This window comes from Arthrobacter sp. B0316-1-20, from assembly GCF_059091865.1.
This window is the reverse complement of sequence record NZ_JBNHHC010000020.1, coordinates 20,990-38,989: the sequence shown is the minus strand read 5'-3', so window position 1 is coordinate 38,989 and position 18,000 is coordinate 20,990. Positions and strand designations below refer to the sequence as shown.

Below are 18,000 nucleotides of genomic sequence, written 5' to 3'. Positions count from 1 at the left end.
GACTGACGCCGCCGCACCGGTAGTCTAGTGCGGATGCCTCAGTTGAAACGCCGCGCGGCCGCCCTTGGTACCGCCGCCTTGATGTCCTTGTCCCTGGCCGCCTGCGGCTCCGACTACCCGCTGGGTCCGGCTCAGGAAGCCGCCGCCCGGCAGGGATCCTCCCTGTCGGGCACGCTGACAGGGGCCGGAGCATCATCCCAGAACGCAGCGATGGACGCGTGGGTGGCCGGCTTCGGCCTGCTCCATTCCGACGCGCAGGTGCAGTATTCGCCGGACGGCTCCGGCGCAGGACGCACCGCCTTCCTGGCCGGCGCCGTCGAGTTCGCCGGCTCGGATGCCTACCTGGACGACGAAGAAGTTGACCAGTCGCGCAAGGTGTGCGGCCCCGAGGGCGCCTTCAACGTCCCGTCCTACATCTCCCCCATCACCGTGGCGTTCAACCTTCCGGGCATCACCGAACTGAACCTGGACGCCGAAACCATTGCCAGGATCTTCCAGGGCGAAATCCGGTCTTGGGACGACCCCGCCATCGCGGAGCACAACCCGGGCGTGAAGTTGCCCGATCTTGCGGTCACTCCCGTCAACCGTTCCGAGGACTCCGGCACCACCGAGACCTTCACCGAGTACCTGCACGCCGTGGTCCCAGAGGTCTGGACGCCGGAGCCCAGCGACACCTGGCCCGGAGAATATGCCGGGGAAAACGCACAGGGTACAACGGGCGTTGTGAGCATGGTCGCCGGCACGGCGGGCGCCGTTACCTATGCGGACGATTCCGCCGTCGGGGATCCCCTGGGCAAGGTTAACCTCAAGGTTGGCCAGGACTATGTCCCGGTGAGCGCAGAAGCGGCAGCGAAGGCGTTGGACGAAGCCACACCCGTCGAGGGGCGGCCGGAATACGACCTGGCCCTGGAAGTGGACCGGACGACTACCGCCGCCGGCGCCTATCCGCTGATGCTGGTCTCCTACCACATCTACTGCACCACGTACGAGGACCAGGAGAAGGTGGACCTGGTCAAGGCGTTCGCTCAGTATGTCCTGAGCCCCGAGGGCCAGAACGACGCGGCGGACTCGGCCAAGAGCGCGCCGCTGTCCGAGGAGCTGTCGAAGCGTGCCGTGGCTTCCGTGGAGCGGATCAGCGCCCGTTCCTGACAGCGGCCGCAGGCCCCGAGTGGCAGATTAGCTGCCGGGACCCCGCCTCCGGTTCTCCCGGTCCTCGGGCTCCCGGACGTCCGGCTCCCGGTTGTAGGCGTTGTCATCCTCGTTCTGGGGGATGTCCGGCTGGGCCGAGGCTGCCGGAGGAAATCCGCCGGCGAAGGTTCCGCCGTAGAACTGCTGGTTGCCCGGCTCGTGCGTTTCCGATCCTCCGGACTCGACGAAGGTCTTGAAGCGCCACAACTCGTTGCGCACCTCCCGGTGGTCCGATCCCAGTCCCGAACCGGCCTTTTCCAGCAGGGAATGCGGCTCCCAATCGAGGTGCACGTGCATCGACGTGGTGTCGGCATCGATGCTCCCGAACGTCACGGTGCCGCTGTGCCTGATTCCGCCTTCGCTCCTCCACACGATCCGCTCTCCGGGCTCGTCCTCGGTCACGGCCGTATCGAATTCGCGCTGCACGCCGCCGACTTTCGTGACCCAATGGTGCGTGGTGTCGGACGTCCGGATCACCGATTTCACGCCGTGCATGAAGGAGGGAAAGTACTCGAAGCGCAGCCACTCGTCATAAACCTTTGCGGCGGGCAGCGAGATCTCGACTGTTTCTTCGATGGTTGCCATGATCATCCTCATTCCGCCGCGGAACGGCGCCGCAGGCACCGCCTTCATGAGTTGCCACCTGCAGTTAACGCTACAGAACGGCCCGGGGCGCGGCAATGAACGGCCACGCCCGCGCGCGCGGGAGGGTTGGCTGCAACCGGGCCCGCGTTCCGGGACGAGAAGGGACGATGTCCTGCATTGGTAGTCTGTGTGGTAAACCACTGCGTTGAAGTTGAGGGGGCGGTATGCCGCGCTGTTTTCCGGAACAGCCTGAGTTCGGCCGGGACCAGCCTGCCGAACGGCAGGTCTGGGAGGCGCTGAAGCGTACCCTGCCGCCGTCCGCCGCCCTGCTGCATTCGGTCGACATCGTCGAAAACGGTGCCGCCCGTCGGATCGATCTGCTCGTTGTCTGGCCCGGCGTCGGCATCGCCGCCATCGAGGTTAGAGGCGGGCAGATCAGCTACGACGCGGGCCAGTGGTACCAGTCCGCCAACGGCCGGCAGCACCGCATCAAGGATCCATTGGTCCACGCTCAGGACGCCCGGCACATGCTCCAGCGCTACCTCGGCTCCCAGTTGGGGCTCAGCCGCAGGGTCCGCTTCGCCCACCTGCTGGCCTTTCCGGACACGCGGCTTCCGCGGCATTGGGACATCCCCGGCCTCAGGCGTTCCATGGTGATCGGCAGCGAGGACCTCAAGTACCCGGACGACACGGTCAGGGAAGCCATCAACTTCTGCGGCGACGGGGACGGCGAAACCGCGCCGGATATCGCCGACCGCATCGGGGCATGGTTGACGCGCCCCCGGCCGGGCGACGGGGCGCTCTCCGCAGCGGCCGAGCACGAAGGCCGCGCCGAGCAGATGACGCGGGACCAATCGGCGATCCTTGATGTCCTGAAGGACCAGCCGCGGGCACGCGTCATCGGCGGCGCGGGCACGGGCAAGACCTGGCTCGCATTGGAACAGGCCCGGCGGTTGGCGCGCGACGGAAAGCGGGTGGCGCTGCTGTGCTCCAGCCGCGGCCTGGCCCGGTACTTCGAGACCGAGACGGCCGGGTGGAAGCCGGCCGAACGCCCGGCACACGTGGGCATGTTCTATGACCTGCCGGTCCGCTGGGCCGCGCACCATCCGCTGGACCCCCGGTTGCTCACCAACCAGTACTACGAGCACTACCTCCCCCGGACACTCAAACGGCTGGCCAAGAACCAGCCGGTCCGCGAACTCTTCGACGCGATCGTCGTGGACGAGGGCCAGGACTTTGGCACGCTGTGGTGGGAGGCCGTCTTGGAGTGCCTGAAGGAACCTGCTGTCGGCGGCCTGTATGTGTTTATGGACGAAGACCAGCGCCTTTTCGGCCGCGACGGCTGGCCGCCGATTGAAGTGCCCCCCTTGGTGCTGAATGAAAACCTGCGGAATACGAAGCAGATCGCGGCGCTCTGCGGCGCGCTGTCCACCGAGCTGGCGATTCCGCGGGGCCTCTCCGGCCCGCGCATCCGGCTGGTGGAGGCGACGGCCGGGAACGTCATCCAGCGGGCCGGCGATGCGGTGGCGCAGCTGGTCGAGCGTGAAGGCTGGGCCCCGCAGCAGGTGGCGCTGCTGACCACAAAGCGCAAGCATCCGGCCCATCAGCAAGCGGTGGACGCACTGGGCTGGCGCGGATACTGGGACGCCTTTTTTGACGACGACGACGTGTTCTACGGCGACGTGCTCGGCTTCAAGGGACTCGAACGCTCGGTGGTGGTCCTGGCGGTCAACGGCTTCGGCGATCCCGAGCGGGCGCGCGAGATGCTCTATACAGGCTTCTCCCGCGCGCGCAGCCTGCTGGTCATCGTGGGCGAAAGATCGGCCATCACAAGGGTGGGCGGCCCTGCCCTGGTCAAGAGGCTGACCCAGACCGAATCCTGGGATCCTGACCAGCAGCAGCAAGACCATTGACTTTCCCGCCGCAGCGGAGCATTCTAAAACTACTTATTCGGTTTTTAGAATTTACCGGAGGTTCCCATGGCAACCACCACTCCTGCGCTGCAACGGGTCCGGACCGAGCCCGCCTACGGTGCTTTTTGGATGCTCAGGCTGGGCTTTTCCGTCCTGCCGATTTTGATGGGGCTGGACAAGTTCTTCAATCTGCTCACTGACTGGGAACAGTATCTGGCCCCTTGGGTCGTTAACCTGCTGCCCTTCAGCGCGCACACCGCCATGCTGATCGTCGGCGTGGTGGAAATAGCCGCCGGCATCGTGGTCTGGTTCAAGCCGCGGTACGGCGCCTACATTGTTTCCCTCTGGCTGGCGGGCATCATCGTCAACCTGCTGACGCTGTCGGGGTTCTACGACGTGGCGCTGCGTGACGTCGGCCTGCTGCTGGCGGGACTGACACTGGCTCGGCTGGCCACCCAGTACGATCCGGCGTGGCACCGCCGTCGCTGATCAATCCCTGCCCGCGCCCGCCTTCAGTGCCCGGTGAAGGCGGGCGCCTCCTTGGCCAGGAAGGCATCCCGGCCGATGCGCGAGTCTTCAGTGGTGAAGGCCTGCCCGAAGGCCCGGCGCTCCACCTGCAGCCCGTCGGCGGTGGGACGGCCCAGCGCCGCATCGACCGTTCGTTTCGCGTTTGCGACGGCGGCGGGGGACTTTGCGGAGATCTCCCGGCAGGTGGCGGCGGCGGCGTCGAGCATGTCGTCCTTGCTGGCGAAGACGGCGTTGGCCAGCCCGATCCGCAGGGCTTCCTCGGCGCCGATGCTGCGGCCCGTGAAAATCAGTTCCCTGGCCATTCCGGGGCCGACCCGCTGCGGCAGCCGGACCGTCCCGCCGAAGCCCGGAATGAGGCCCAGGCCGACTTCCGGCAGGCCGAACTTCGCGTTGGCCGTCGCGTAGATGAAGTCGCAGGCCAACGCCAATTCCAAGCCTCCGCCCAGGGCAAACCCGTTGACGCAGGCGATCACCGGAAGGTCCAGAGTCTCCAGCAACCGGGTCAGGTCCTGCATGGCGGCGCTGTGTGCTTCCGCTTCGGCCGGCCCCATGGAGGCCAGTTCCCGGATGTCGGCGCCGGCCGCGAAGGCCTTCCCGCCGGCACCCGTGATCAGGATGCTCCGAACTTCCCGGCCTTCCGGCGAACGGATGTCCGTGACGAACTGTGCCAGGTCTGCCACGACCTGGGTGTTCAGGGAGTTGAGCGACTCGGGACGGTTGATGACGACGGTGGCCAATTCGCCGAGGCATTCAAGCTGAATCGTTTCGTAAGTCTTTTCCACAGCCCCACTATGCCACGCCGGGCCCCCAGAATCGGACGTGGTCATCCCCCCAGCAGGGCGACCACGTCGGCCACCTGCCGGTGTCCCCCGGCCACCGACCAGCGGTAGCCGTCGACCTCCAGGACGGCGGTGGAACCTCCGGCCGCTTCGACCAGGGTCTTGCCCGGAAGCCAGTCCCAGTCCGGCAGCCCCTGTTGGTACCAGACGCCGAAAATCCCGGCGGATGTTGCAGCCAGCTCACACGACGCCGACCCCCAGGTACGGTAGGTGGCCGAACCGAGGAGGGCGCGCAGGTACGGCTCGCCCGCTGCGTCGTCGCGCAAATACGTGTGGTGCAGGTACGCCGCCGCGCAGCTGGCTGCCAAGGGAGCGCTGGCGATTTCGCCCACGCGCAAGCCGTTCCGGGTGGTGGGCAGGTCGCGTCCGCCGATCCACAGGACGTCCTCGGCGGGGTGGTAGACCGCCGCCAGCCGGCTTCCCGCTCCATCCGTCAGCGCCAGCGCGGAGCACCAGTAGTGCCCGCCGGTGAAGAAGTTGTAGGTGCCGTCCACCGGGTCGATGACCCAGGTACGGCCCGAGGTTCCCTCGTGGCTGGAGCCTTCCTCGCCCAGGATCGCGTCCTCCGGCCGCAGTTCGCGCAGCGTATCGACTACCAGTTTCTCCGCGGCGTGGTCGGCGGCGGTGACGACGTCGGAGATGCTGGTCTTCTCCTCGAACGTGGTCACCCCCGACCGCATGCCGTTGGCCAGCGTTCCGGCGGCGCGCACCAGCCAGGCCGCGAGTTCGGTGTCGTCCAGATGGTCAGGGCTGCTCACGGTCATATCTGAAGCCTAGCCAACGGCGGGGCGAACGCGGCATGCAGGGGCAGTTGCTACCGGCGGCCCCGCCGCGGCCCGCGGCCCTTCGGGGTGCGGCCGCCACCCGGCCTGCCCTTGCCCTGGCCGGACGGCTTGTTCGCGCCCTTGCCCGATGCCGGCGTCCGGCCCGGTGCGGAGCCCTTTCCCGCAGCGGTGCCCTTCCCCGCGCCGGAGCCTCCGCCGTCGTTCTTCCCCGTGTTCTTGCGGGTCTTGCCCTTGCCCTGTTGTTCCTGCACCGAGGGCTGGCGCGAACTGCGCGCCGTGCGGCCGCGGACAATTCCGATGAACTCCTCGATTGCGGCCTCGGTCCGGTCGGTGAGCCACGCGAGGCCGATCTGCGTCTCGGGGTGATCGGTGACCGTGCGGTACACCACGTCCTTGCGGTTGTAGAGCCGGGCCACGGACATCGGCAGGATCATCAGTCCCGCCCCGGACGCCACTACCTCGATGCCTGTCTTGGCGCCGCCCATTTCCCCGGGGTCCAGGAAGTTCTCGTGCGCGATCTCCCGATACGGGACTTCCTCGTCGTAGAGGGCAACATCGTGTTCCTTCGGCGCGACCACCACGGGCAGTTCCGCATACAGCGGGATCACGCTCAGCCCCTCGCGGTCCACGGGCAGCCGGACGAAGCTCAGGTCGGCACGGCCGTCGCGCAGGATGGCCGTCTGCTCCTCCTCGCCGCACTGGAAAGCGGTCAGCGGGACGTCGGGCAGCCGCTCCGCCCACCGGCGGGTCCACTTCCCCGGTGTCACGCCCGGGACATAGCCGACCTTCAGTCCGGCCAATTGGGCCGTGGTCGTCGGCTCCTGGTCTGCATCCTGCACTTCATCACCGTAGCGCAGGGCGGCTAGGCTGGGCTTATGAGCGCGAAATCGGCACAATCCATGAAACCGGCCACGGCCGCCAAGAAACTGGGCATCTACTTGCCCGCGGCCCCGCAGGAGTTCCAGGACAGCCTGATCTCGCGGGAGGAATTCAACCAGCTGCAATCCGATCCGCCGGAATGGCTGGCGGAGCTGCGCCGCAACGGTCCGCATCCGCGGCCGGAGGTGGCCCGTAAACTCAACGTCTCCATCTCCGGTCTGGCACGCGGCGGCATCACGGAGCCGCTGACGACGGCCGAAATCACCGCTTTACTGCAGGATCCGCCGGAATGGCTGGTGGCGGAACGTGCCTCGTTCGCCGCCGTGCGTGCCGAGGAGCAGCGCGTGAAGGCCGCCGGCAAGCAGGGCTGATCAGCAGCCGCCGAGCGCGCCGCGGGCCCCCCTCCTCGCTGATCAAGCGGTGAGCGAGGCGGGCCCCTCCCCCGCTGACCAAGCGGTCAGCGAGGCGGGCCCCCTCCCCCGCTAACCAAGCGGTCAGCGAGGGCCCGGTATCCGTTAACGCCAAGAGCCCCGGTCCGAAGACCGGGGCTCTTGCTCTGCGTGCGCGAGGGGGGATTTGAACCCCCACGCCCTTTCGGACACTGGCACCTGAAGCCAGCGCGTCTGCCGTTCCGCCACTCGCGCGCATTGTTCCTGCCCTCTCGGCGTGCCAACCGGTTTCCCGGTTCGCTTTCCTCAAGAACAGCGAGATCAATAGTAGCGTGAAACAGTCCCAAATTCCCAATCGGGGCGCCGGCCCCCTTGGATACCGCGCAACGACGGGGATCGGAGGGCCTGCGCCGCGGGCCGCACGCCCCGCCGTCGTGATTCCGCGATGGTGAGCTTCACCACGCCCCGGCGCCGCCGCGCCCGCGGCGATCGTTGCCGAATGGGGCCTTTTGGGACACGCCCAAGTAGTATCGAAGGGAAGAATCGCCAGACAGGTGTGCCCTGTCCGCTGTCGCAGCGGGGGGCAGACCTGACCACAACTCTGGGAGGAGGCGGCCCGATGGGCATTCTGGACAGTATGGAGCGCGGCATCGAGAAGATGGTCCGCGGCGCCTTCTCTGTCGGCGGCAAGGGCCAGGTGCAGCCGGTGGAGATCGCAAGCCGCCTGCGCCGCGAACTGGACAACGGTTCCATCACCTTGGCCCAGGGCCGCACGTTGGCTCCCAACGTCTTCGACGTCAGGCTGGGCGATTCCGACTACGCGATGGCTGAACAATGGGGCGCCACCCTGGCCGAAGAACTGTGCGACGTGGTCATCCGCCACGTCAACAGCCAGAAGTACACCCTGCAGGGCCCGGTGCGCGTTTCCTTCACCAAGGACGACGCACTCAAGGGCGGCGACTTCGAAGTCGAGGCCACGGTCGTGAAGTCCGAGGGCCACCAGCCGCAGCCCCTGCAGCGCAGTGCCCCCGCGGCGCCGTCGCGCCAGCCCACCCTGCTGACGCCCGTGTTGGAAATCAACGGGCAGCGCTACTCGCTCAACGCGCCGTCCATCGTGCTCGGACGCTCCTCCGAGGCCGACATCATGGTGGACGACACCGGGGTCTCGCGGCGCCATCTGGAGATCCGCACCGACGGCGGGTCGGCCGTGGCCGTGGATCTCGGTTCCACCAACGGCAGCTATGTCAATGGCCAGAAGATCGACGGCCGGATTGACCTCACCGACGGCTCCGTCATCACGATGGGCCGCACCCGCATTACCTTCCGCCTGCTGCCGACACGGGGCGGCGGGGCCTAATGGGCGAGCTTGTCGTCACCGCGTTGCGGTTCGGTTTCCTGATCCTGCTCTGGATCATGATCATCAGCATCGTCTCCGCACTGCGGCGGGACCTGCAGATCGGCAAGCGCAGCCGCACCGGATCCCCCACTGCGCGCGAAGTCCGGAAGAATCCCGACCTGGCGGACGCTCCGGCCCCCCGGGTGGCTCCGCGCCGCCTGGTGGTCACGGAAGGGCCGCTGGCCGGCCACTCGCTGGAACTGGCCGCGAGCCCCATCCTGTTGGGCCGGGCCCAGGAAGCAACGCTGGTGCTGGAGGACGATTACGCCTCCGGCCGGCACGCCCGCCTCTTTCCGCAGGGCAGCCGCTGGTTCATCGAGGACCTCGGCTCCACCAACGGCACCTACCTGGCCGAGAACCAGCTGACGCGGGCGCTGCCCGTTGATCCCGGCGTTCCCATCCGGATCGGCAAGACGGTCATTGAGTTGAGGCCCTGACGGTGGCTCTGGTTCTGCGCTATGCGGCGCGGTCTGACGTGGGTAAGGCACGGTCTAAAAACGACGACTCCGCCTACGCCGGGCGTTATCTTGCCGTGGTGGCCGACGGCATGGGCGGCCATGCCGGCGGTGACGTGGCCTCGGCGTCCACGGTGCTGGACCTGGTCCATCTGGACCGCTCGGGCCATCAGGACCCTGCCAACGTGCTGGCCGACGAGATCCAGACCGCCAATTCCATCCTTTCGGAGCTGGTGCAGACCAGTCCCAAGCTGGCGGGCATGGGCACCACCGTCACCGCCTTGCTGCTGCATGACGACAAGCTCGAATTCGCCCACATCGGCGATTCCCGTGCCTATCGGCTGAAAAACGGCATCTTCGAGCAGATCAGCGTGGACCACACTTTCGTCCAACGGCTCATCGACGAAGGCCGGCTCCTTCCGGCGGAAGCCGAAATCCACCCGCACCGCAACGTGCTGATGCGCGTCTTGGGCGACGTCGATGCCAGTCCCGAACTCGACCTGGCCAGCCATCAGGCCGAGCCGGGGGAGAAATGGCTGCTCTGCTCCGATGGACTCAACGCCGTCGTGCCGGACAGTGTGGTGGAATCCGTGGTGCGCAACGCGCCCACCCTGCAGGACGCCGTCGATCAGCTGGTGGAGCTGACGCTTGACGGCGGTTCCCCGGACAACGTGACCATCGTGATGATCGAAGTCGCCGAAGCGGCGCCGGAGGCGGCTGACACCGCCTCCCTCGGCCTCGCCCCGGAACGACCGAAGGCATCGGCCTTGAAGCACGACGGCGCCGCCTCCCCTGTCGCGGCGATGCCCGCCGACGGAGCCTCCCTCGGGGCACAGGTGGCCGCGGGCGCCGACGACGAACAGCTTCAGCCGCACGAGGCGATCCGCGCCGATGCCATCCGCCGCGAGCTCGAGACCCGCCCGCATGTGCTGGTGGGCGCCGCGGCATTGGCCACCGAGACCGGACAGATTCCCATCGTCACGGCCCACTCCAACAAGCGCCGGGCGGCGGCATTGCTGACCCACAAGGCCCCGGACGAACCGGAAACACCCGAGAACGAGACCTCGGCCCCGGCCCGCAAGCCCTGGCTGATCCCGGCGTTCCTGACCGTCATGTCGTTGCTGCTGGTGGCGGTCATGTGGTTCGGCTACCTGTGGACACAGACCCAGTATTTCGTGGGTTCGGCGGACGGACGGGTGGCCATCTTTAACGGCGTCTCCCAGAACTTCGGGCCGATCGCGCTTTCCCACGTGGACACGGTCTACAACATCCCGCTGGAAAGCCTGCCCGCGTACCAACAGCAGCGGCTGGATTCCAGCATTTCCGCCCGCGACCTCGGGCATGCCGAGGAGATCGTGGAACAGTTGCGGATCAGCAGCCAGCTGAACTGTCCGGAACCCGAACCCAGCCCCAGTACCGTTCCGACGGACCGGCCCAGCACCTCGCCGGGGGCGACGCCGGCGCCTGCTGCCAGCCCCCAGCCCACCGTGCCGCCGGAATGTGTAGGTGGATAAGCCATGAGTAACATCCAGACAGTGCCGCGTTCCCGGCGCAACACCGAACTGCTCCTGCTCCTGCTGGCCTTGATCGTCGGCATCGGAGCCAACATGCTGGTCGGGCTCGACCAGGACCGGGCCTTCGACAGCGACTTCTTCACCCAGGGCGGCACCTTGGTGGTGCTGGTCCTCGTCGTACACGTGGTCCTGCGCCTTCGCGCCAAATATGCCGACCCGGTAATACTTCCGATCGTCACCGCCCTGAACGGGGTGGGGCTGGCGATGATCCACCGGCTGGACATCGCCAACAACGACTCCGCCGCGGGGCGCCAGCTCCTGTGGACCGGCGTGGCCATCGCCGCCGTGGTCGCCGTCATCTGGCTGCTGCCCGACCACCGCGTCCTGCGCCGCTTTACCTACATATCGTTGATCACCAGCGCCATCCTGCTCATCCTTCCGCTGCTGCCGTTCATCGGGATGGAAATCAACGGCGCCCGGATTTGGGTGAGCCTGGGGTTCGCCACCTTCCAGCCGGGCGAAATCGCGAAGATCACCCTGGCTATATTCTTCGCCGGGTATTTATCGACGAACCGCGACCTCATCCTGCTCGCGGGCAAGAAGATCGGCCCGCTGCAGCTGCCCCGCTGGCAGGACATGGGCCCCATGGTGGTGGCCTGGCTGGTCAGCATCGGGGTCCTGGTCTTCCAGCGCGATTTGGGTTCCTCGATACTGTTCTTTGGCCTGTTCATGGCCATGATCTATGTGGCCACCAGCCGCGTCAGCTGGGTCCTGATCGGCCTGCTCATGATCGCCGTGGGCGGCGTGGTGGCTTTCCAGCTGTTCCCGCACGTCACCGCACGTATAGACGGCTGGATCAACGCGTTCGACCCCGAGGTTTACAACCGGATCGGCGGCAGCCACCAGATCGTCCAAGGGCTGTTCGGCCTGGCCAGCGGCGCTCTGACCGGCACCGGACTCGGGCAGGGCCGGCCGGACCTGGTGACCTACGCGAACAGCGACATGATCATCGCCGCACTCGGCGAGGAGCTGGGGCTCATCGGACTCAGCGCCATCGTGATGCTCTACATCCTCTTGGTCAGCCGCGGCATCCGGGCGGCGCTGGGCAGCCGGGACGCCTTCGGCAAGCTCCTGGCCACGGGACTCTCCTTCACCCTGGCGCTGCAGTGCTTCGTGGTGATCGGGGGCGTCACCCGCCTGATTCCGCTGACCGGCCTGACCACACCCTTCCTGGCCGCCGGAGGGTCTTCCCTCCTGGCCAACTGGCTGATCGTCGCCCTGCTGCTGCTGATTTCCGACGCCGCGCGCCGTCCGGCCCTGACTGGCCCGGCCGCCGGCCGGCGGCCGCCGGGTGACCGGCCGGCGCGACGCAACCAGACCCAAGCACGGAACACCGGATCCACGGAGGTGATCCAACCATGAACCAGGCCATCCGCAATACCTGGATCGTCGCCATCGCGATGTTCGCGCTGCTGTTTGGATCGCTCACGGTCGTGCAATTCTTCGAGGCCGAAAACCTCAACGCCAACCCGTGGAACAGCCGGACCATCTACAAAGACTTCGACAAGAACCGGGGCGCCATCCTGGTGGGCGGCGAGCCGATCGCCGAGTCGGTTCCCTCGGACGACGAGTTCGCCTACCAGCGCGTCTACAACGAGCCCGCGCTCTACGCGCCGATCACCGGTTTCTACTCGTTGGTATACGGCTCCACCCAGATGGAGTCTGCGATGAACGATCAGCTCTCCGGTTCCGGCGACGAGTTCTTCTACGAACAGATCGTGCAGATGTTCTCCGGCGGCCAGGTCGAGGGCGCCTCCGTGGAGCTGACCCTGGACGCCGAGCTGCAGCAGTTGGCCTGGGACCTGATTCCCGACGGCGTGAAGGGCTCGATCGTGGTGATGGAACCGGACACCGGCAACATCCTCGCGATGGTCTCCAAGCCCAGCTTCGATCCGAATGACCTGGCGGGGCACAACACCGAAGAGGTCACGCAGAACATGGCCAAATTGGAGAAGGTGCCGGGCCTGTCTCCGTTCACCAACCCCGCCACCGAGAGCCTGTTGGCTCCGGGCTCCGTGTTCAAGCTCGCGGTGACGGCTGCCGCCCTGGAATCCGGCCAGTACGACGCCGACAGCAAGCTCGACAATCCCCCGACGCTGCCGCTTCCGGGCACCAACGTCGAGTTGCCGAACTACGTTAACGGCGGCTGTGCGGCGCGGACCACCGTCGGCTTCTCCTTTGCCCTGGAGCAATCCTGCAACACGCCCTTCGCGCAGATCGCCATGGACCTGGGGGAAGACGCCATTGCGGAACAGGCCGCCAAGTTCGGATTCGGCGAGTCCTACCAGATCCCCACCCACGTCACCGCGAGCCAGTTCCCGACCGGCATGAGCGATGACCTGCTCGCCCAGTCGGCCATCGGCCAGTACGACGTCCGCGTGACCCCCCTGCAGGTGGCCATGATGACCGGTGCGATCGCCAACGACGGCGTCTTGATGAAGCCGAACCTCGTGCGCACCGTGCGCGCGCCCGACCTGCGCGTCATGGACAGCCCCAAACCCCAGGAACTGCAACGTTCCCTTTCCGCAGACAACGCCCGGCTGATTCAGGACTGGATGGTCAATGTGGTCAGCAGGGGCATCGGCGGCGGAGCCGCCATTCCGGGCGTCGAGGTGGCCGGCAAGACCGGTACGGCAGAACTGCTGGCCGGCGAAGCAGGAAACAACTCGTGGTTCACCGGATTCGCACCGGCGGATGACCCCCAGGCCGTCGTATCCGTCGTCTTCGAGGACGTCGATGTAACGACCGGTTCTTCACTCTCAAGTCCAAGTGCTCGGCAACTCCTAGAGGCGGTGTTAAATAAGTGAGACCTACCTCGGGTATCACCTTAGGCGGCAGGTACCAGCTCACTGAACGTATCGCCATCGGCGGCATGGGTGAGGTCTGGAAGGCGCAGGACCAGGTCCTGGGCCGCATCGTCGCCATCAAGGTCCTCAAAGAGGAGTACACGGGCGACCCGGGCTTCCTCAACCGCTTCCGCGCAGAGGCCCGGCACACCGCGCTGCTGAACCACACCGGTATTGCCAATGTCTTTGATTACGGCGAAGAGGCCGGATCCGCCTACCTCGTGATGGAACTCGTGCCCGGGCATCCGCTCTCGGCGATCATCGAGCGCGAGCGCGTGCTCTCGCCCGACCGGACGCTGTCCATCATCACCCAGACGGCCAAGGCGCTGGCCGTCGCCCATGCCCAGGGCCTGGTGCATCGCGACGTCAAGCCCGGAAACCTGCTGATCACGCCGGAGGGCCGGGTCAAGATCACCGACTTCGGCATTGCGCGGCTGGCCGATCAGGTTCCGCTGACCGCGACCGGGCAGGTCATGGGCACCGCCCAGTATCTGGCGCCCGAGCAGGCGACGGGACAGACTGCTACCGGACAAAGCGACATCTATTCGCTCGGCGTCATCGGCTACGAGTGCCTCTCCGGTTCCCGGCCGTTCTCCGGTGAATCGCAGATAGCCATTGCCCTGGCCCAGGTCAACGACACTCCCCCGCCACTGCCCGAATCCCTGCCCCGGCCGGTCCGCGCTCTGCTGATGTCCATGCTGGCCAAGGACCCGGCCGACCGGCCGGCCAACGCGGAAAAGCTCGCCGAGGCGGCCGACGCCATCCGTGCCGGCAATATCCGTGCCGCCGAGGCAGCTGTCCCGGGAATGTTGCTGTTCGGTGGGGACGACAGCACCGGTTTGATGACTGCTCCGGTGCCCGCCCCCGGAACCGCTCCGACGCGCGCCGTCAGCGCCGGGACCTCCCAGCTGCCCGCCGTCGGCGGTGCAGCAGCAGCAGCGGGCCTCGGCGCCGAACGGGACTGGACCGATCAGGATCTGGACAGCGATGAGCCTGAAGAAACACCGCGCCGCCAGCAGAAGAAACGCAGTCCCTGGACCTGGCCGCTGGTCGGTTTGATCCTGTTGATTCTGTTCGCCGTGGCCGGCGCGATCCTGCTGCCCATGCTGACCCCCACCGGCGTTGCGGAGTCCTCGTCGTCGGCATCGAGCTCGACGACACGGGCGGCGCCGAAGACCACCTCCGCAACGCCAACAGAAGAAGAGACCGAGGAACCGCGCGAAACGGCAACGCCGGAGACGAACCAGCTGGCGGCGAATGCGTTCCTGGGCCGACCCTTCAGCGAGGTCCGGGCCGAGCTCGAAAACATGGGCTACCAGGTGGTTCCCAACCCGGTGGAGAGCGGCGAAGCCGAGAATACCGTCATCGACATCGCGCCGACCGGCGCCGTCGTCGTTGGCGAAGCAATCACCGTCACCTACTCCACCGGCCCCGGAACCGTCACCATTCCCAACGGTCTGGCCGGGCAGTCCGAGCAGCGGGTTCGCGAGGCCCTGATCGGACTGAACCTGGTACCGCAGAAGTCGGGCGAGCAGCCGAGCGATGAAGAGCCTGGCACCGTGCTCAGCCTGTCTCCCGACGGCGGTGACGTTCCGGTCGGGTCGACCGTCAGCTACGTTGTCTCCAGTGGGCCGGAAGAAGAAGAAGAAACTCCGGCCCCGACAGAGACGGGCTCGCCGGATGCCAAGGGCCTGCCGACCTCCGCTCCCGACACGCGCGGCGGTAAGCCGTGACCGAATCCTGGTCGGCCTGATGGAAGGACGACAACCAGTGGACTCGCCGCACATCCTGGCTGGCCGCTACGAGGTGGGGGAACTCATCGGACGCGGCGGGATGGCCGATGTGCTGCTGGGCCGTGACATCCGCCTGGGCCGCTCGGTGGCGGTCAAGCAGCTGCGGACCGACCTGGCCCGCGACCCGATGCTCCAGTCCCGGTTTCGGCGCGAAGCCCAGGCGGTGGCCGGGCTGAACCACCCGGCAATCGTTGCCGTGTACGACACGGGGGACATGGATCTTCCCGGCGCGGCGGAGCACGACGTCAAGGTCCCGTTCATCGTGATGGAGTACGTCCGGGGCCGGACGCTGCGTGAATTCATCAAGGGCCGCGAGCTGGGCATCGAGGACTCGGTCCGCTATGCCCTCGGCGTCCTGGCCGCGCTCGAATACAGCCACCGCTCGGGCATTGTGCACCGCGACATCAAGCCGGCCAACGTCATGGTCACGCCCGAGGGCAACGTGAAGGTGATGGACTTCGGCATCGCGCGTGCGCTGGCCGATTCGGCCGCCACGATGACGCAGACCCAGGCGGTTCTGGGGACCGCACAGTACCTTTCCCCGGAGCAGGCCCGGGGTGAAGCCGTGGACGCGCGCAGCGACTTGTACTCGGCCGCCTGCCTGCTCTACGAAATGCTTGCCGGTCGTCCGCCCTTCATCGGTGACAGCCCGGTGTCCGTGGCCTACCAGCACGTCCGCGAACTCCCCGAACCGGCGAGCCGCTTCAACCCGGACGTTACGCCTGCCTTGGATTCCGTACTGGAACATGCGCTGCAAAAAGACAAGGCGGACCGGTTCCAGACGGCCGCTGCCTTCGCGGACGCGCTGCGTGCGGCGCTGGGCGGGACGCCGCACCAGGCGGCCGGGCCGGCGACGGAAGCGTTTCCCGCACTGGCTCCCGCCACCGAACTAATCACCCAGCCGGCCCACGCCGTGGCCGGGGAAACTCCTGACCTGTCCCACACCGCCTACTCGCCTGATGACGACGCCGGGCCGGAAACGGCCTCCTACGACCGCGGGCAGCTTCCCACCGCCTTGGCCGTGGGCAGTGAAGACGACATCGAACCCGAGCGCCGGGCCAAGCGCCGGGCATGGATCGTCACGCTGATCATTGCCTTGCTGCTGGTCCTGGTGGGCGGAGGCTACTACGTCTACAACATGCTGGTGCAGAACGCCGTCCCGGATACGGTTGCCGTTCCGGCTGTGGCGGGGATGGACCAGAACGCCGCCACCAACGCCATCTGGGCAGCGGATCTCAAGCCACGGGTTGAACAGGAGTTCAGCGACGACGTCGAGGCGGGCATGGCAACCCGAACCGATCCGGACGTCGGAGAACAGCTGGAACCGGGCAGCCAGGTCGTGGTCTACATCTCCGAGGGTAGCGAATTTGCTACCATTCCCAAGGACCTGGCCGGCCGCACCGAGGCGGAGGTCCGGGACAAGCTCCGGAATCTGGGCCTGGAACCGGGGGAAAACGTCCCGGCGAACAGTGCCTCCATGCCGCGCGGGAATGTGGTGACCACCAAGCCCGCCCCCGGCGAGAAGGTCAAGACCGGTTCCACGGTGGACCTGGTCATCTCGAACGGCATGGTGCGCGTTCCGGCCCTGATGAACAAAACTGTTGAAGAAGCCGGCACGATGCTGGAAGACGCGGCCGTTGCCCTGCCCTACCGGGTACAAGAGGTCGACAACGAGGTGGTCGCACCCGGCACCGTCGTCGGCCAGAGCGTTAAAGCGGGAACGGACGTCGAACAGGGGACTGAGATAGTCCTGACCGTTGCGGTTGCACCGCCGCCCCCCGAGCCCTCCGAAACGCCTGCGCCCGACCCGGATGAGGGCTCCGACAGAGGCAACAACTCCGGCAACGGGAACGGCCGCGGCAACGGGAACGGCCGGGGCAACGGGAACAGCGACGACTGACAGCATCCGTGGCAGCCTGGTCCCCGCGACCGGTCGCGCAGTCCCGCCCCGGAGCGGTTCAGTGGGTAATGAGCGGGCTGAGCGTGGCGGCGCGTTCGGCCGTTCCCTCCGCGCCGAGCGACTCCAGCCAGTTACCGAGCATCAGGTAGCCGCCTTCGGTCAGCACCGATTCGGGATGGAACTGCACGCCCCACAGCGGCGCGCTCCGATGGGCCAGCCCCATCACGACTCCGCTGTCGGTCTCCGCGGTGATTTCGAGTTCGGCAGGGATGGTGCTGCGCACGGCCGCCAGCGAGTGGTAGCGGGTGGCCGTGAACGGGTTCGGAACGCCCAGGAAGGCGTTCTGGTCGCCGTGGGTCACGTGCGAGGTCTTCCCGTGCATCAATTCGGGGGCATGGGTGACGGTGGCGCCATAGGCCTCGGCCAACGCCTGGTGGCCCAGGCACACGCCGAACATCGGCTTTGCTTCCCGGCCGCACCAACGGATCAGCTCGACGCAGATGCCCGCCTCGGCAGGCGTTCCCGGGCCGGGGGAGACCAAGACCCCGTCGCGGACTCCGGCCAGTTCAACCGCTTCCTCGAGGGTGACGTCATCGTTGCGCACCACAGTCGTTTCCGCGCCGAGTTCCTGAAGGTAGCCGACCAGGGTGTAGACGAAGCTGTCATAGTTGTCGATGACGAGGATGCGCGGAGTCTTGCTCATGTGACAGTCGTGCCAATCGTGGAGTTGTTCCGGGACGGGGGACTGCGGGAGCCGGCCGGCACTCCGTCGGGGGAACGGGAGCCAAGGCGGCAACAGCAGCACTCACACTATGATCGGTCCCCCGCGGTGATCCCGGCAAATGCGCGGCGGCGAACGTCACATACATTGGCTAGACTAAACAGCTAGACGGTCGGCGGCGGCGGCGGACTCGCGTGAAGATCGCGGCC

The 18,000-nt window shown here is 67.0% G+C and carries 16 protein-coding genes and 1 tRNA gene; 11 read left to right on the top strand and 6 right to left on the bottom strand.

Going from position 1 to position 18,000, the window contains the following annotated elements; all coding sequences use genetic code 11:
• Positions 1–33 precede the first annotated feature (33 nt).
• Positions 34–1,149 (top strand): phosphate ABC transporter substrate-binding protein PstS, encoded by a 1,116-nt coding sequence (gene pstS, locus AC5RW2_RS26665; RefSeq protein ID WP_494074751.1) that lies wholly within the window; start codon positions 34–36, stop codon positions 1,147–1,149.
• A 27-nt stretch (positions 1,150–1,176) separates the two neighbouring features.
• Here the strand turns inward: pstS and AC5RW2_RS26660 are convergent, their stop codons facing one another.
• Positions 1,177–1,773 (bottom strand): SRPBCC family protein, encoded by a 597-nt coding sequence (locus AC5RW2_RS26660; RefSeq protein WP_494001226.1) that lies wholly within the window; start codon positions 1,771–1,773, stop codon positions 1,177–1,179.
• 224 nt (positions 1,774–1,997) lie between these two features.
• Between AC5RW2_RS26660 and AC5RW2_RS26655 the strand changes: the two genes are divergently transcribed.
• Together AC5RW2_RS26655 and AC5RW2_RS26650 are read left to right on the top strand one after the other, a co-directional pair.
• The gene (locus AC5RW2_RS26655; protein ID WP_494074750.1) at positions 1,998–3,686 is read left to right on the top strand and encodes a nuclease-related domain-containing DEAD/DEAH box helicase; all 1,689 of its coding nucleotides are present in this window, start codon (positions 1,998–2,000) and stop codon (positions 3,684–3,686) included.
• A 66-nt stretch (positions 3,687–3,752) separates the two neighbouring features.
• Entirely contained in the window at positions 3,753–4,175 is a 423-nt protein-coding gene (locus AC5RW2_RS26650; RefSeq protein ID WP_494024913.1) for a hypothetical protein, read from the top strand.
• Between the two features lie 23 nt (positions 4,176–4,198).
• Here AC5RW2_RS26650 and AC5RW2_RS26645 read toward each other — a convergent pair whose 3' ends face one another.
• Genes AC5RW2_RS26645 through AC5RW2_RS26635 form a run of 3 tightly spaced genes read right to left on the bottom strand, consistent with a single transcriptional unit; the run spans position 4,199 to position 6,677 of the window.
• Positions 4,199–4,996, bottom strand: a complete 798-nt coding sequence (locus AC5RW2_RS26645; RefSeq protein ID WP_494074749.1) for an enoyl-CoA hydratase/isomerase family protein — start codon at positions 4,994–4,996, stop codon at positions 4,199–4,201.
• Positions 4,997–5,037: 41 nt separating this feature from the next.
• Positions 5,038–5,817, bottom strand: coding sequence for an inositol monophosphatase family protein (locus AC5RW2_RS26640; protein WP_494074748.1), 780 nt, complete (start codon positions 5,815–5,817; stop codon positions 5,038–5,040).
• 50 nt (positions 5,818–5,867) lie between these two features.
• Positions 5,868–6,677 (bottom strand): LysR family substrate-binding domain-containing protein, encoded by an 810-nt coding sequence (locus AC5RW2_RS26635; protein WP_494001221.1) that lies wholly within the window; start codon positions 6,675–6,677, stop codon positions 5,868–5,870.
• A 60-nt stretch (positions 6,678–6,737) separates the two neighbouring features.
• On the opposite strand from AC5RW2_RS26635, the gene AC5RW2_RS26630 reads away from it, so the two are divergent.
• Entirely contained in the window at positions 6,738–7,088 is a 351-nt protein-coding gene (locus tag AC5RW2_RS26630; RefSeq protein ID WP_494001331.1) for a DUF5997 family protein, read from the top strand.
• 190 nt (positions 7,089–7,278) lie between these two features.
• Here AC5RW2_RS26630 and AC5RW2_RS26625 read toward each other — a convergent pair.
• A tRNA-Leu gene (locus AC5RW2_RS26625) sits at positions 7,279–7,361 on the bottom strand.
• Positions 7,362–7,725: 364 nt separating this feature from the next.
• Between AC5RW2_RS26625 and AC5RW2_RS26620 the strand changes: the two genes are divergently transcribed.
• The 7 genes from AC5RW2_RS26620 to pknB are packed head-to-tail and all read left to right on the top strand — an operon-like array spanning position 7,726 to position 17,070.
• On the top strand, positions 7,726–8,463 hold the full coding sequence (locus tag AC5RW2_RS26620; protein WP_494013421.1) for an FHA domain-containing protein: 738 nt from the start codon (positions 7,726–7,728) through the stop codon (positions 8,461–8,463).
• Positions 8,463–8,939: an FHA domain-containing protein FhaB/FipA gene (locus tag AC5RW2_RS26615; protein WP_493978260.1), complete on the top strand. Its 477-nt coding sequence runs from the start codon at positions 8,463–8,465 to the stop codon at positions 8,937–8,939. The genes AC5RW2_RS26620 and AC5RW2_RS26615 overlap by 1 nt, the downstream gene beginning before the upstream one ends.
• A 2-nt stretch (positions 8,940–8,941) precedes the next feature.
• Positions 8,942–10,471, top strand: coding sequence for a PP2C family protein-serine/threonine phosphatase (locus AC5RW2_RS26610; RefSeq protein WP_494074747.1), 1,530 nt, complete (start codon positions 8,942–8,944; stop codon positions 10,469–10,471).
• Between the two features lie 3 nt (positions 10,472–10,474).
• On the top strand, positions 10,475–11,893 hold the full coding sequence (locus tag AC5RW2_RS26605) for an FtsW/RodA/SpoVE family cell cycle protein (protein ID WP_494001218.1): 1,419 nt from the start codon (positions 10,475–10,477) through the stop codon (positions 11,891–11,893).
• Positions 11,890–13,338 (top strand): peptidoglycan D,D-transpeptidase FtsI family protein, encoded by a 1,449-nt coding sequence (locus tag AC5RW2_RS26600; RefSeq protein WP_494074746.1) that lies wholly within the window; start codon positions 11,890–11,892, stop codon positions 13,336–13,338. Before AC5RW2_RS26605 ends, AC5RW2_RS26600 begins: the two co-directional genes overlap by 4 nt.
• A complete protein-coding gene (locus AC5RW2_RS26595; RefSeq protein WP_494001216.1) occupies positions 13,335–15,110 on the top strand; it encodes a protein kinase domain-containing protein in 1,776 nt (591 codons plus the stop codon). Before AC5RW2_RS26600 ends, AC5RW2_RS26595 begins: the two co-directional genes overlap by 4 nt.
• Positions 15,111–15,129: 19 nt before the next feature.
• Entirely contained in the window at positions 15,130–17,070 is a 1,941-nt protein-coding gene (gene pknB, locus AC5RW2_RS26590) for a Stk1 family PASTA domain-containing Ser/Thr kinase (protein WP_494074745.1), read from the top strand.
• Positions 17,071–17,128: 58 nt separating this feature from the next.
• Here the strand turns inward: pknB and AC5RW2_RS26585 are convergent, their stop codons facing one another.
• Positions 17,129–17,773 (bottom strand): anthranilate synthase component II, encoded by a 645-nt coding sequence (locus AC5RW2_RS26585; protein WP_494074744.1) that lies wholly within the window; start codon positions 17,771–17,773, stop codon positions 17,129–17,131.
• Positions 17,774–18,000 lie beyond the last annotated feature (227 nt).

Coding starts and splice junctions, on each gene's coding strand:
- AC5RW2_RS26630 (WP_494001331.1), top strand. CDS start 6,738: ATGAAACCGGCCACGGCCGCCAAGAAACTGGGCATCTACTTGCCCGCG.
- pknB (WP_494074745.1), top strand. CDS start 15,130: ATGGAAGGACGACAACCAGTGGACTCGCCGCACATCCTGGCTGGCCGC.
- AC5RW2_RS26585 (WP_494074744.1), bottom strand. CDS start 17,773: ATGAGCAAGACTCCGCGCATCCTCGTCATCGACAACTATGACAGCTTC.
- AC5RW2_RS26605 (WP_494001218.1), top strand. CDS start 10,475: ATGAGTAACATCCAGACAGTGCCGCGTTCCCGGCGCAACACCGAACTG.
- AC5RW2_RS26650 (WP_494024913.1), top strand. CDS start 3,753: ATGGCAACCACCACTCCTGCGCTGCAACGGGTCCGGACCGAGCCCGCC.
- pstS (WP_494074751.1), top strand. CDS start 34: ATGCCTCAGTTGAAACGCCGCGCGGCCGCCCTTGGTACCGCCGCCTTG.
- AC5RW2_RS26640 (WP_494074748.1), bottom strand. CDS start 5,817: ATGACCGTGAGCAGCCCTGACCATCTGGACGACACCGAACTCGCGGCC.
- AC5RW2_RS26620 (WP_494013421.1), top strand. CDS start 7,726: ATGGGCATTCTGGACAGTATGGAGCGCGGCATCGAGAAGATGGTCCGC.
- AC5RW2_RS26615 (WP_493978260.1), top strand. CDS start 8,463: ATGGGCGAGCTTGTCGTCACCGCGTTGCGGTTCGGTTTCCTGATCCTG.
- AC5RW2_RS26600 (WP_494074746.1), top strand. CDS start 11,890: ATGAACCAGGCCATCCGCAATACCTGGATCGTCGCCATCGCGATGTTC.
- AC5RW2_RS26660 (WP_494001226.1), bottom strand. CDS start 1,773: ATGGCAACCATCGAAGAAACAGTCGAGATCTCGCTGCCCGCCGCAAAG.
- AC5RW2_RS26655 (WP_494074750.1), top strand. CDS start 1,998: ATGCCGCGCTGTTTTCCGGAACAGCCTGAGTTCGGCCGGGACCAGCCT.